Source organism: Microcystis sp. LE19-10.1B, assembly GCF_027530565.1.
In the GTDB taxonomy this organism is placed as follows: Bacteria; Cyanobacteriota; Cyanobacteriia; order Cyanobacteriales; family Microcystaceae; genus Microcystis; species Microcystis aeruginosa.
On record NZ_JAPZQM010000340.1, the window covers coordinates 1 to 13,420 of the forward strand.

The following is a 13,420-nucleotide window of genomic DNA, read 5'->3' on the forward strand; positions in this document are numbered from 1 at the left end:
GATTGGGGGGAAAATTCAGGTACTTTTTCCCTGAAAATTAGGTAGTTGACCACCTGAAAATCGATAAAACCCCACACCCCACACCCCACACCCCACACCCCACACCCTGCCACCACCGAAAAACTTTTTCAGCAAGCCCTATGTACGCTCGAAACTGACTTCAGGCACTTGAGCATAAAGGGGGGTTTTCTCCGCTTTTCGTTGCAGGTAAGTTTCCATCGTTAGCCCCGGAGGTAAATTCCACTGTACTAGATAGTTGGCTTTGTCTTTGCGCTCTCGCACAGTGGCTAAGTCCTGCCCAATCAAGCGCATTTCCTTGATTAGTTGCCAACCTAGCCCAGCGTTTTCTAGTACTTGTTCGAGGGAGGCGCGATCGATCGCTTTGATAATCAGGAATAACCGCCCCTCTGTTTCACCGATTAGGGCTTCGATTAACTCTCCCTGGGATTTTGATGCGACTGTGGCAATGCGCTCCAATATCTCGCTCACTTGTTCTTTGGTTTTTTCTTGTCGATCATCCTCTACTAGATATAGAGTCATAATTCATCTGAAATACATTTACAATACATTTGAGTTTACTGTCTTTGAGAAAAAAAAGCAATATTTTCAAGAGCCTCAAAACGAGGTGACACGGGAGTGGATGGTTCAAGACCGTTTCGCTCAAGTCGTGGCCAGAACCCTGGCCTTGAATGATATGCGTGACCCGATTTTTTCGATAACCGCCCTTATCTGGCTGAATTTTTTTCGGCCAAAGACTTGACAAACTCCAAAATTTCTGCTAACCTTGTAGTATAATGGGAATCCGTGTAGGCCTACGAACCCTCTTTGTAACTCTTTCTCAAGAATAAAAATTTTAACCCGAATTGCCGGTAGTAGCTAAACTAAGAGCAGTACCACGGGAAACGGTGACTATGGAAGTTATTTGTACGCGTCCCCACTGTCCGAAACCGCGTAATCAATGCCCAGACCTAGACGATAGCAATCGCTTAACCTCGATCGAGCAGAAATATTGTACTACTTGCGGGATGCCATTAATTTTAGGGGGACGTTATTTGCCAGAACGTCTATTGGGACAAGGAGGATTTGGGGCGGCATTTTTAGCGCTAGATCGTTATAGTCCCAAAAAAGCTAAATGTGTACTCAAACAATTTCAACCCTCCGGTAATTTAAGTCCCCAAGCTTTAGAAAAAGCGAAAAATTTATTTTTTCAAGAAGCGCACGTTTTAGAAGATTTAGGACGAGAACATCCCCAAATCCCCGATCTCTATGCTTTTTTCCCTTTAACAGTCAAGAATCAATTAACGGGAAAAGAAGAGCAATTTTTCTATCTGGCCCAGGAATATATCGACGGTAAAAACTTAGAAGAAATTCTCCAACAGCAACAAAAACCCTTTCAAGAAAGTGAAGTCAAAAACATTCTCAAAGAATTACTTCTTATCCTCAAATTTATTCATGAAAATGGTTCCATTCACCGGGATATAAAACCATCTAACATCATGCGCTCCCAAAATGGCCGCCTCTATTTACTCGATTTTGGGGCAGTAAAACAGGCTACCAATAATCCCAATAATACACAGGAGAAATCCACAACAATTTACTCAGCTGGATTTGCCCCTCCCGAACAACAATTAGGCAATCAGGTATCGGCAGCCACAGATTTATATGCCCTAGCAGCTACCTGTGTTATACTCTTAACTAATCGCGATCCTGATGATCTATACGATCCCCAAAAACAGGTCTGGAATTGGCAAAATTATGCCCCCAACATCAGTGCAGATTTAGCAAGAGTATTCAATAAAATGTTACTAGCAAATCCCCTGGATAGATTTCAATCCTGTGGAGAAGTTTTAACCGCTTTAAATACACCTCCCCCATCTCCTCCATCTCCTCCACCTTCTCCAATTCCTCCATCCCCTCCAGCTTCTCCAGTGATTAGAAAAACTTCCCGTTTTTCTCTTGGGGAAACTTTCGCTAATGCTGCCTTTACAGGATTTGAGGGGATATTATTAGTAATTGCCTTAAATAGTTTACTACCCTCGCTAGGAATTGTCATCGCTTTTATGATCTTAGGTGGCTTAGTTTGGGCATTATTTAAAAAAGTGATTGAAGGGAGAGATTTACCGATTCTAGCAGCAATTACTCTCGCCTTCCTGTTAATTCCGCAACTGCAAGGAACCCTAAGTTTTCCTGAAATTGCTATCATTGCCGTGATGGCAGCCATCGGAGCAATTACTATTACCGCCTTTTTCGGGCTAATATATCGGATAATTTTGCGATTATTTTAAAACCCTGAAAGTAGTTAAATTATCATCACTACCGCCAGTAATCGTGCCACCGAGGTCTAAAATAGTTTGCAGATAGTCGAGGATTTCCTGAGAAATTAACTCTCCCGGCATCAAAACGGGAATACCGGGGGGATAGGGACAGATAACATCAGCACTAAGACGATCGAGGGCATTTTTCCGGGATACTATCTCTGTAGGGGCAAAAAAAGCCTTTCTAGGAGAAATAGCCAAATTTCCCGTGACTGGGGGAGGAGTCAGGGGTAAACTGGTAGAGTCAGGAGATTGAAGGCATTGAAAAGCAGTAATTAGGCGATTAATGTGTTCGCGATGGTTGCCGATGGAGATAATAAAAGTAAGTTGGCTTAAAGTCGGTAATTCTGCCGTGACGGCGTATTTTTCTCGCAAAATATCGTCTATTTCGTAACCAGTTAAGCCAAAATCTTTGACGATTACCGTTAAACGAGTGCGATCGAACCAGTGACAACCCGGGATAGAATGGGGAAAGTCTAAAACAGAGATATTAGGAATTTTATCGAGTTCTTTTCGGGCAGAAGCGGCTAAATCGAGGGTTTTGCTCAGTAAATCTAGTCCTTGCGTCGCCATTTGCTTTCTAGCACTATCAAGGGAAGCGAGAAGCAAATAACTAGGGCTAGTGGTTTGAACTAATTGTAAGGCTCGATCGACTTTTTCGGAACTAATGCGATCGCTTTTTAAGTGTAACATCGATGCTTGAGTTAAGGCCCCTAAAACCTTATGGGTGGACTGAATAGCCATATCGGCGCCGAGAGACAGGGCAGCCGGAGGTAAATCGGGATGAAAGGCAAAATGCGCCCCGTGAGCCTCATCGACGAGCAGCGGGATAGAATAATGATTGGTAATCTGGGCGATAGTTTCTAAGTCACAGCAAACCCCTTGATAGGTGGGAGAGACTACCATCACCGCTTTGGCGTCGGGATGGAGTTTCAGGGCATTTTCGAGGGATTGGGGGGTTATATTTAAATTTAGATCGATAGTGGGATTATATTCGGGATTGATAAAGATAGGTTGCGCCCCAGAGAGAATTAAGCCCGAAATTGCCGATTTATGAATATTTCTCGCCAAAATAATTTTATCTCCCTCGCCGCAAGTGGCTAAAATCGCCGCAATAATGCCACAACTGGAACCATTGACTAAAAACCAGCTTTTATCTGCCCCAAATGTCTCGGCTGCTAAAATTTGCGCTTCTTTAATCACCCCCGTCGGGGCAAACAAATTATCAAGGTCGGGTAATTCGGGTAAATCGGCTTTAAAGACGCTTTTTCCCAGTAAATTACTTAAATCTTCCCCGATTCCTTCCCCCTGCTTATGCCCTGGTGCATAAAATGGTACATCTAAACTATTGACTTTTTTTTGCAGTTGTGATATTAGCGGAGCAGATTCTGGCGAAGGCATTGTGAGAAGTGGGGTGTGGGGTGTGGGGTGTGGGGTGTGGGGTGTGGGGAAGTAGGGTGTGGGGTGTGGGGTGTGGGAAGTATAAATAAAAATAATCTCCTGTCTCCTGTCTCCTGAATCCTGACTCCTGACTCCTGACTCCTGTTAACTATCTGTGCCTAACATTTGCAGTTTATATAAACTAGCGTAGAGGCCGTCTTCGGTTAATAAATCTTCATGGGTTCCCGATTCGACTAATTCCCCGCGTTTAAGGACAAGAATTCGATCGACATCGCGAATAGTGGAGAGACGATGGGCGATAATAATAGCAGTACGATTGACTAAAATCTGTTCTAAAGCTTCTTGAATTAATACTTCTGTCCCCACGTCTAAACTAGCGGTAGCTTCATCTAAAACTAAAATTTCGGGGTTACGAATAGCGACTCTCGCAAAAGCGAGTAATTGTTTTTGTCCTCCCGATAAATTTGCACCCCGTTCCCGTAAAAGGGTATGATAACCATCGGGTAACTCCTCGATAAAGTGATCGATATTAGTTAATTTAGCTGCTGCCTTCACTTGCTCAAAATCATAATTTTCCCCTAAAGTAATATTGCGAGTAACATCTCCGGCAAAGAGAAAAGTTTCTTGGAGAATGACACCGATATAACGTCTTAATTCCGCTTGGGGAAGATAACGGATATCGATACCATCCACTAGAATTCTGCCCTTACTCGGTTCATAAAGACGACAGAGAAGACGAATAATCGAACTTTTTCCCGCACCGGTGGGACCGACTAAAGCGACTTTTTCCCCTGGATGAATGGTAAAATTGAGACCTTTGATAATATATTCATCGGGTTTATAACCAAACCAAACATTTTCAAAAATAATCTCGCCAGTTTGACGTTTTTCTGGGAAGTAAATCTCTTTATAATTGTTAGAATCGGTGATTTCAATGGGAATACTAATTAATTCACCAATTCGTTCTATAGCAGTAAAACCCGATTGAAACATAGTAAATTTTTCGGCAAACTGACGCAGGGGATTAAAGAGACGTTGGGAGAATAAAATAAAAGCTGATAAAACCCCAAAATCAATGGTTTTCTGGAGAATAAAAATCCCGCCTAACCATAATACTCCTCCCACGGCAATTAATCCGATCCATTCCAAAGTAGCTGAGACAGCCGAATCATAAAAAATTGTTTTATCTAGGGATTGACGATAGTGAGTATTGGTAGTGCGAAACATTTCAGCGTTAAAGCGTTCGCGGCGAAATAATTGAACAATATTGACTCCGACTACATTTTCCTGTAATTGGGCATTAAGTTTTGATAATTCCTCGCGTACTTGATAGTTAGCGCTGCGGTATTGTTTTTGAAAAAAGATAATTAAAGCAGTGACGGGAAATAACATCAACACCAACAATAGAGCTAATTGCCATTGCAGGGTAAACATGGTGATGATAATAACTAAAATATTGACCAAATCGCTGACAACTCCGATCGCCCCACTAGCAAAAACTTCTCCTAATGCTTCCACATCGCTGGTTAAACGAGTGACTAAACGTCCCACGGGAGAGCGATCAAAAAAACTGGAGGAAAGGGAGGTGACATGGGTAAATAAATCTTCCCGGACATTAGCAGTAATTGACTGACCGACTTTCTGCACTAGATAACCTTGCATTGTCCCTAAAATCAGTCGTAAAATAATCGAAGCCGAGAGGATAATAATTAGGGTATTAATGGCTGCTGTTAAGGGCATTCGAGCCAAAAAATCCCAAGTTTGTTCCTTTTGCAAAAGGGAGACCGCTTGACCGATAATTAAGGGTTGTATCGCCCCTGTGAGAGATAGGGGAAAAAGAAGTATTAATGACCAGAATAGCAGGGCTTTTTGCTTTTTTGCGTAGGGAAGTAATCTTAATAATAATCTCCAGTCATTTTCTTTGACCGGAGGGGACACAGGGGAGGATGATAGACTCATGAAGGGATTTCCAATGAAATTCTCGGCAGCCGGGGAGAAATTACCCCTCTGTTGTTAACTTTTCTAACAGGCGATCGATCTGGAAATATTCCTCCATTAATTCTCGAATACCAGCGACTTTTACCTGTTCCTGTAAGCGAATCTTCCCGAAGGCCTGATCGACGATTTCCACGGTACTGAGAGTATCTAAATTTACCGAGAGAATCGGTACTTCTAAATCCTCGGCCCGTCCCAAAATCAGGGGATCTGGAGAGATGGAACCGGTTAAGATTAAACAGGTGGTGGAAGTTTCTAGGGCAGCTAACTGGAGGTCTGTGCGATCGCCACCCGTAATCACGGCCATATTTTCCCCCTTGCGAAAATATTCTAAAGCGGCGTTGACATTCATCGCCCCGATCGCTAAACTTTCTACCATCCAATCCAAACGATCGGGCCGACATAATACTTTGGCCCCCAAAAGATGGACAATTTCCCGAACACTAATACTACGCAGCAGTTTACTAGCGGGTAACAGTCCTAAAACTTCCACGCCTTGGCCCGCGAGATAGGGTTTCAGGAGGGATTGTACTTCCTCCCAATCATCGGTGGGAATATCGCTAATCACTACCCCCAGCAGCTGATTATTTAATTCCCGTTGCGCTTTCAGCAGACTATCGGCAATCAGGGGAGAACTATAGCGGGCCACCAATAGGATCGGAGTCTGGAGAATTTTGGCCATTTCCCCCATCGATAGCTGAAAAATACTGCCTTCCCAGAGAGTCCCCGGCCCTTCGAGGAGGGTAATATCACTGTTAATCCGATCGAGATAACCAGCAAGAATATTGCCGTAGTCCTGTTTATCTGCACCTTGCAGACGTTTAGCAACGGAATCCACATCTGTATAGATCAGGGGCAAGCGCAGCTGTTCGGGGGATAATTCTAATAATTGCCGAATAAATTCTACATCCTCATCGACCAATTGCCCATCGACGTAGCCCGGACAATTGCCCACTGGTTTGCCGTAACTTATCTCTAGTCCTTTTTGCCGCAAGAGATGCGCTAAACCGACGATAGTTCCCGATTTACCACTGAGGGGTTCCAGGGAAGAGATGAGTATAGATTTGGCTGATTTCGCCACGATTTGCTCCTTTTTAACCCGTAAAATCCCGACTTTTATCCTTCAAATCGCAGCAGTTTCCGATAAAATCCCCGGGAAAAGTCGGCTGAACCTAGCTGCTTAAAGGTTTTAATCGCATCGATGAGATATTCGATCAACTCGGCGTTAATAATCGTCATCTCATAGCTTAGGTCGGCCTGTCCTTCAAATTGTAAACGACAACGGGTCAATTCCGAGGGCAATTTTGATACATACCAAGATGCCACAAAGGGAATCCCTTGACTGTTTTCTATGCGACGACGACCTTCTAAAGATCCGGCTTGATACAAAGCGATCGCATAGGGCAGGATACTATGTTTGTCCTTGGCATAGTAGGGCATATATACTACCACATCGGCCTTATCGGCGGGTTCTAATTGTTCGATAGTTGGCATAATTTACTTAATTCTCTGGTTCACGGCCAAGTTACCATTGACACTGATATTTTCCATATATTTTAACCGATCGCCCCAGGAATCTCCCGATCGAGAAAATAGGCAGAATTGACGACCAGATCATCCCTCTATACTGAGGTTATCATCGGCTATAACTGGTATATGAACCCGAAAAACCGTGCCGGGGTATAGGGAACTTGTTTGCTCGGGATTGGGACTGATAAATTCAATCGTCCCCCCCATGCTGGTAATTAATTCTTTAGCGATCGCTAAACCCAATCCTGTACCGGGTATATCTCCCCCTGCTTGCACTCCCCGGTAGTGACGTTGAAAAATTCTTTCTTGATCGCTCCTCGCTATACCATAACCCGTGTCTTTAAAAACAATTTCTACACTATTCTTAACATTCTGCACCTCGACGGTGACTTTTCCGCCAGCAGGAGTATATTTGAGGGCATTATCAATTAAATTGCTGAATACTTCCCGCAAACCGGGGATATTGGCGCAAATAAGTGGTATGTCTTCCCCGTGAATCGTTTCTAGACTGAGATTTCTCTCTTTGGCTACGGCCTGGGCCGAAAGGAGCAGCGGATCGAGAATATCATGGAGATCGATCGGAGTTAGTTGGCCGCTGCCAGCAGGCAAGAGAAAGGCGGTGGGGGAAGATTGCGCTTGCAGGAGAGGAATATCGACGGTGGGGTAATTTTCGCTTTCTTGCTGAATTTGTGCCTCAAATTCGGCGATTAAGTCCCGAACTCGATCGCTTTCTCTCAGCATACCAGTAATGGCGGGATCGTTACCCTCTTCGGCTAAAAGCCTTTTGAGTAGAAGTTTACCAAAGGTTTTTAAAGCGGTGAGGGGATTGCGGATTTGATGGAGAAAGGTATCGAGGCGCTGTCGTTGCCATTGTCGATAATAACGTTCTTCTCCCAATTGGCGATCGAGTACACAGGCCAAAGCGAGGGTTTGGGTGATTTTTTCCATCTGGGTTAATTCCCAACTTTGCCAAGGTCGTTTTTCTCGGGTTGTCACCAATAATCCGATCATGCCCTCTTCATACATTAAGGGTAAAAACAAGCGATGACCGCTGACGGTCTCCTGATTACCCCAGAGGTGGGATAAATCTTCTAACTTAACCGCAGTTAACAAGTCTGCCGCCGGTTGCCCCGGTTGTAAGGAAAGCCGCTTTTTTTGGGGAGAAGGGGGATTAAAAGGCGGATAAACAACGACTGGAATTAAATTACTCGATAAAGGTTCAGTTAAATAAACCGCACTTCTGTCCGTTTCCATTTGCTCTCGCAAAAGTTCCATCTGTGTCTGACAGAGGGCAATAAAATCATCACTCAGGGGAGTCCGGGAGGGGGAGGAGAAGGGCATACCAAGAAAGTAAAAAGTAAAAAATCAGAAAACCTAGATACAGCTAGGGTTGCGAGTTTTGTTTCCCAGTTTACATAGGGGAGAATGACCCTCCTCTTGAGTCGAGGGCAACCAGCAAAAAGCAATTAGGACAAGGGTTTGGTCACTATTTTCGGGGTGGATCAAGGTATATATTAAAAAAAGTTTAAGAATAATAAGTTTTGTATCGATATTTGTGGGTGTGTTTTTGTAACAAAAACTTAAACCTAGTCTCAGTCTAGCTTCTAGTCAAACTTGTCTGTAATTGGGTTTGTGAGAGACACTTGATTTCTTGGTCTAGAAGGGATATAATTGCTACGGCTTTTGTAACTATCATTACAACGATTAGCCAAAACAGGAGGTAATTGGGTTGGCCAGAAAACGGAAACGTAAAAGTCGCCGTCGTCAAGAAGGACGTAAGATACTTGAACTTATACCCCAGTATAGTATTGAAAGTGGCGAAGATAAACCCGTAACTGCGGCGCGTAAGTATATTCAAGCTATAGGCATTAGCCCACCAGCTTTATTGATTGTTAAGCGTAACGAGCATACAACCGATCGCTATTTCTGGGCTGAAAAAGGACTGTTTGGAGCGCAATATGTGGAGGAAAACCACTTCCTTTTCCCAAGTTTGCGCGACCTGCAGCCCCAGCCCCAGCCCGTCAAAGCACCGGTAGCAGTTGCTAAATAACTCAAAGGACTATTGATCATATCATGGAAAGTAAACTCGTTTACGGAAAAGTAAACGAGTTTTTTTGTGCATAAGTAGAGTTTGCGGCAAAAAGCTTTTCCTGGGGGCAGGGTGTAGGGTGTAGGGTGTAGGGTGTAGGGTTTTAGCGATTTTGAGGGGGTCAATTACCTAATTTTCAGGGAAAAAGTCCAGGAATTTTCCCCCCGATCACTCCCAGATCTGGTACTTTTTGGTTTCCAAAAAGTCTAAAAGTTTTACCCAACAAGGTTTTTAGATTTTTTCGGCAAACCCTAAATAATCAGTTTTTAATAACCAGATTTAGTATAAAAATAATCTCCTGACTCCTGACTCCTGACTCCTGACTCCTGACGAATGTTACGATTGTTACAACATCTTGACATTAATTCTGATACCCTGACAATGTGTCAATCTGTGCAGTAATGGGGCAGAAACTCAAGTGGTATCGATCCATATTTCTATTGTTGAGGGCAACCCGCACTTGCGATCGCTATTAGCTTGGCATCTGCAACAGGCCGGTTATTTGGTTAACCAATCGGCAACCCTGCAAAGTGCGCGTCAAGCTTTCCTTCATCGTCAACCAACCTTAGCAATTATCGATTCCGACTTGCCGGACGGGGATGGAATCGAACTCTGCCGTTGGCTTTATCAACAAAAACAGTCTTTAATACTGATTCTCTCGGCCCGCAATAGCGAAAAAGACGTGGTCAATGGTTTAAAAGCCGGGGCCGACGACTACCTGAAAAAGCCCTTTGGAATGCAAGAATTTATGGCTAGGGTAGAAGTGTTAACTCGTCGTTTAGGCAGTAGGGCTGCTCCCCTACACTTGGATTATGGGCAATTAAAAATAGATTTAGCCCAACGACGGGTACAATTTCGCGGGGAGTATATCGAATTAACGCCCCAAGAATTTAGCCTACTCTACGTTTTAGCCCAAGCGGAGGGAACACCCCTATCAAGGGCTGATTTACTGCGTCGCGCTTGGCCCGAGGAAATTGATAATCCCCGGACAATTGATACTCATGTTCTCTCTCTGCGGAAAAAAATCGAAACCGATCCCAGGCAACCTAATTTAATTCAAACCGTCCGCAACGTCGGCTATCGTTTTAATCTAGAAATGTTGGCCGAGATGACTTCAGCTTTAGAAGCTAATATTATTGCCTCCACCAAAGGCAATCATAACGGCCATTCCATTAATAAAATTCCTGCTCACAACGTTAGTCGTTAATTCTGGCTTTGTCCGACTGATTAGCAGATTGTCTGCTGAAATCGTCTCCTAACCACTTAATCGAAGCGAGGAGACGAAGGGCAAATTAAACCGTAGTCACCATTGACCGATCCGCTTGTTGCTGAAATTCCGTCAATAAACGCCGGAATTCGTCGCCGTCAATGGTTTCCTGTTCAATCAGTATATCCACCAAGCGATCGATCGCCACACGATTGTCAAGGATAAGTTTTGTTGCTAAATCGTGGCATTGCTTGACAAGTTCCCGTACTTGTGCATCAATTTTCGCCATCATCGCGAAAGAATGGTCGGCATGATAACCAGCAGCAGCACCACCGAGATAGGAATTGCCCTCCTCCTCTAGAGCAATCAATCCCAATTCCGACATTCCCAGACGCGTTACCATCTGTCGGGCCAGATAGGTAATTTTTTCAATATCATTACCGGCCCCGGTGGTCACTTCATCCTCACCGAAGACACATTCCTCCGCCACTCGTCCCCCTAATAATCCCGCAATTCGGGCTAATAACTGGGAACGACTGGTTAAACCCTGTTCTTCATCGGGAGTGAACCAAGTTAACCCCTGCGCTTGACCCCGGGGAATCAGGGTGACTTTTTCCACCTGATCGTGGCCGGGACAGAGAGTACCGACAATCGCATGGCCAACTTCGTGATAGGCGATCAAACGCTTGGCTTTACTATCCACTAAAGCGCGCCCTTCCATACCGGCCACAATCCGATCGATCGCATCGTTGACTTCCGCCATGGTAATCGCCTCTTTCCGTCTTCTAGCGGTAAAAATCGCCGCTTCGTTGAGCATATTAGCCAAATCTGCCCCGGTAAAACCGGGGGTGCGACGGGCGATCGCCTCCAGAGCCACATCAGCAGCCACCTTTTTATCGCGAGAATGGACCTCCAAAATGCCCAAACGTCCCTTAAAATCTGGATAATCCACCACCACCTGTCGATCAAAACGACCCGGACGCAGCAGGGCCGAATCCAAAACATCGGGGCGGTTGGTGGCGGCAATGACGATAATGCCAGTATTTCCCTCAAAACCGTCCATTTCCGTCAATAATTGGTTCAGAGTTTGTTCCCGTTCATCATTACCTCCTCCATAACCGATCCCTCTTTGACGACCAACGGCATCAATTTCATCGATAAAAACCAAACAAGGGGCATTTTCCTGGGCTTTTCGGAACAGATCTCGCACTCGCGACGCACCAACCCCGACAAACATCTCCACAAATTCCGACCCGGAGATGCTGAAAAAAGGCACTCCCGCCTCTCCTGCGATCGCTTTAGCCAGTAAAGTTTTCCCCGTCCCCGGTGGCCCGATTAACAGGACTCCTTTGGGGATTTTTGCGCCAATAGCCGTAAATTTTTCCGGTTGTTTGAGGAATGTCACCACTTCCTGTAAATCTTCCTTGGCCTCATCCACACCCGCGACATCATTAAATTGTGTGTCGGTTTTCGCCTCCATCTGAAACCGCGCCCTTGATTTACCGAAGTTCATCGCTTGACCGGAAGCATTGGCAGAACGACGGATAATAAACACCAATAATCCCAAGACGAGAATAATCACTAACAGGTTAGTGAGAACATTGATCAAGGCCGAATTGTCAGTGCTGGGGAGAATGCCGTACTCAATTTTTTCAGCATCGAGTTTCTTGATTAATTCGGGATTTTGGTCAAATAAATTGACTTCTTTCGGGGGATCCTTGTCCGTTTGACCGACGAGGGTAACTGCTGCCTGCTGCAAAGAAGGATTGATTTCGACCTTTTTTACCTTTCCTTGGTCGATCTTCTCTAACAATTCACCGTAGGTGAGGGTATTTTGGTTTTTTTGACTCCAAGCAGGAGTGACATGGCCAAAGGTTTGCAGAATCATCCAAGTGGTGACAATCCCTTTCCATACTGGCCGACGACCACGATTCTTAGCTGACTTGGCTCTAACTACGGTGAGTGGAGATTTTTGATCCATAATTGACTCTATATCTAGTTACCCTGTATTCATTGTGACAGATCGACTCGATCGTGACCACTGTTCTGTTTTCCCCCAGGCACGACCCCGGGGGCAAATAGTGATGACGGTTTTTTGCTATATTGTATTTAGCTAGGTAGTCTAACAACTGCCTATCCCAATCACTAACAGTTTAGGGAAGTGGGTTTCGCCCGCTTTTTTTGTTGTCCAAATTATGACCCATCCGCTCATCCCCGACCTGCTGCACCTAGCCATCCCTATCGCTGAAAACTTGGGGCTAGAAGTGGTCGATATCGTTTTCCAAACCAATAAAAGGCCTCCCGTCCTGCGCGTCGATATTCGCAATCTTGCGGGAGATACCGGTTTAGAGGACTGTGAGCAGATGAGTCGGGCCTTAGAAACCGCCCTCGACAGTCAAGAAATCTTACCCGGGGCCTACGTTTTAGAAATATCTAGCCCCGGTATTTCTCGACAACTGAGCAGTGAGCGCGAATTTCAGTCTTTTAAAGGTTTTCCCGTCATCGTTACCGGCCAGGATAGCCAAGGAAAACCGCAAGAATGGCGCGGAAAACTGCAAGGTAGAGATGAGCAATCTATTTATCTTAACCAAAAAGGTCGCTCCCTGACCATCGATCGCACTACCGTCATCAGCGTCCGTTTAGATGAGCAGCGCAGTAATCAGTAATCAGTAATCAGTAATCAGTGATCAGTAATCAGTAATCAGTAATCAGTAATCAGGGATAAAGATGAAGATAAATAAAGGCTCTTCGGTTGGTGTTATGCAATAGACGGGGGTTATAAGGGATGTAACCCTTATATAGAAAGGCATTTAGCGATTTTTGTCAATTGTTTTTTATCTAGAGCGAACTAATCAATTAAGTCTCTTACCAGATAAGGATTTA

The 13,420-nt window shown here is 44.6% G+C and carries 11 protein-coding genes; 4 read left to right on the forward strand and 7 right to left on the reverse strand.

Annotated features, from left to right (window positions below; translation table 11 throughout):
- Window positions 1–138: 138 nt before the first annotated feature.
- Window positions 139–540, reverse strand: a complete 402-nt coding sequence (locus O9332_RS12215; RefSeq protein ID WP_288025771.1) for a DUF4242 domain-containing protein — start codon at window positions 538–540, stop codon at window positions 139–141.
- Window positions 541–911: 371 nt separating this feature from the next.
- Here O9332_RS12215 and O9332_RS12220 point away from each other — a divergent pair, with 371 nt between their 5' ends.
- Window positions 912–2,285: a serine/threonine-protein kinase gene (locus tag O9332_RS12220; protein ID WP_288025773.1), complete on the forward strand. Its 1,374-nt coding sequence runs from the start codon at window positions 912–914 to the stop codon at window positions 2,283–2,285.
- On the opposite strand, the gene O9332_RS12225 is transcribed toward O9332_RS12220, so the two are convergent.
- The 5 genes from O9332_RS12225 to O9332_RS12245 all read right to left on the reverse strand — a co-directional run bounded on the left by O9332_RS12225 (window position 2,277) and on the right by O9332_RS12245 (window position 8,582).
- Complete coding sequence (locus tag O9332_RS12225) at window positions 2,277–3,716, reverse strand: aminotransferase class I/II-fold pyridoxal phosphate-dependent enzyme (RefSeq protein WP_004159521.1); 1,440 nt, start codon at window positions 3,714–3,716, stop codon at window positions 2,277–2,279. The two genes, O9332_RS12220 and O9332_RS12225, sit on opposite strands and share 9 nt — an antisense overlap.
- Window positions 3,717–3,860: 144 nt before the next feature.
- Window positions 3,861–5,675, reverse strand: coding sequence for an ABC transporter ATP-binding protein (locus O9332_RS12230; RefSeq protein ID WP_004159523.1), 1,815 nt, complete (start codon window positions 5,673–5,675; stop codon window positions 3,861–3,863).
- 40 nt (window positions 5,676–5,715) lie between these two features.
- On the reverse strand, window positions 5,716–6,792 hold the full coding sequence (locus tag O9332_RS12235) for a phosphotransacetylase family protein (RefSeq protein ID WP_004159525.1): 1,077 nt from the start codon (window positions 6,790–6,792) through the stop codon (window positions 5,716–5,718).
- 35 nt (window positions 6,793–6,827) lie between these two features.
- Window positions 6,828–7,205, reverse strand: a complete 378-nt coding sequence (ebsA, locus tag O9332_RS12240; RefSeq protein WP_004159530.1) for a type IV pilus biogenesis protein EbsA — start codon at window positions 7,203–7,205, stop codon at window positions 6,828–6,830.
- Between the two features lie 120 nt (window positions 7,206–7,325).
- Window positions 7,326–8,582: a GAF domain-containing sensor histidine kinase gene (locus O9332_RS12245; RefSeq protein ID WP_004159531.1), complete on the reverse strand. Its 1,257-nt coding sequence runs from the start codon at window positions 8,580–8,582 to the stop codon at window positions 7,326–7,328.
- A gap of 388 nt (window positions 8,583–8,970) precedes the next feature.
- Here O9332_RS12245 and O9332_RS12250 point away from each other — a divergent pair, with 388 nt between their 5' ends.
- Together O9332_RS12250 and O9332_RS12255 are read left to right on the forward strand one after the other, a co-directional pair.
- Window positions 8,971–9,291: a DUF3155 domain-containing protein gene (locus O9332_RS12250; protein ID WP_002798554.1), complete on the forward strand. Its 321-nt coding sequence runs from the start codon at window positions 8,971–8,973 to the stop codon at window positions 9,289–9,291.
- Between the two features lie 457 nt (window positions 9,292–9,748).
- Window positions 9,749–10,537 carry a response regulator transcription factor gene (locus O9332_RS12255; protein WP_004159539.1) on the forward strand — a complete coding sequence of 263 codons (789 nt, stop codon included), beginning with the start codon at window positions 9,749–9,751 and terminating at the stop codon, window positions 10,535–10,537.
- 85 nt (window positions 10,538–10,622) lie between these two features.
- Here the strand turns inward: O9332_RS12255 and ftsH are convergent, their stop codons facing one another.
- On the reverse strand, window positions 10,623–12,518 hold the full coding sequence (gene ftsH, locus O9332_RS12260) for an ATP-dependent zinc metalloprotease FtsH (RefSeq protein WP_004159541.1): 1,896 nt from the start codon (window positions 12,516–12,518) through the stop codon (window positions 10,623–10,625).
- A gap of 214 nt (window positions 12,519–12,732) precedes the next feature.
- Between ftsH and rimP the strand changes: the two genes are divergently transcribed.
- Complete coding sequence (gene rimP, locus O9332_RS12265; protein WP_288025779.1) at window positions 12,733–13,203, forward strand: ribosome maturation factor RimP; 471 nt, start codon at window positions 12,733–12,735, stop codon at window positions 13,201–13,203.
- Window positions 13,204–13,420 lie beyond the last annotated feature (217 nt).

What these genes read in the sequence shown, in the direction of transcription:
- O9332_RS12215 (WP_288025771.1), bottom strand. Translation starts at nt 540, where the DNA reads ATGACTCTATATCTAGTAGAGGATGATCGACAAGAAAAAACCAAAGAA.
- O9332_RS12220 (WP_288025773.1), top strand. Translation starts at nt 912, where the DNA reads ATGGAAGTTATTTGTACGCGTCCCCACTGTCCGAAACCGCGTAATCAA.
- O9332_RS12225 (WP_004159521.1), bottom strand. Translation starts at nt 3,716, where the DNA reads ATGCCTTCGCCAGAATCTGCTCCGCTAATATCACAACTGCAAAAAAAA.
- O9332_RS12230 (WP_004159523.1), bottom strand. Translation starts at nt 5,675, where the DNA reads ATGAGTCTATCATCCTCCCCTGTGTCCCCTCCGGTCAAAGAAAATGAC.
- ebsA (WP_004159530.1), bottom strand. Translation starts at nt 7,205, where the DNA reads ATGCCAACTATCGAACAATTAGAACCCGCCGATAAGGCCGATGTGGTA.
- O9332_RS12245 (WP_004159531.1), bottom strand. Translation starts at nt 8,582, where the DNA reads ATGCCCTTCTCCTCCCCCTCCCGGACTCCCCTGAGTGATGATTTTATT.
- ftsH (WP_004159541.1), bottom strand. Translation starts at nt 12,518, where the DNA reads ATGGATCAAAAATCTCCACTCACCGTAGTTAGAGCCAAGTCAGCTAAG.
- rimP (WP_288025779.1), top strand. Translation starts at nt 12,733, where the DNA reads ATGACCCATCCGCTCATCCCCGACCTGCTGCACCTAGCCATCCCTATC.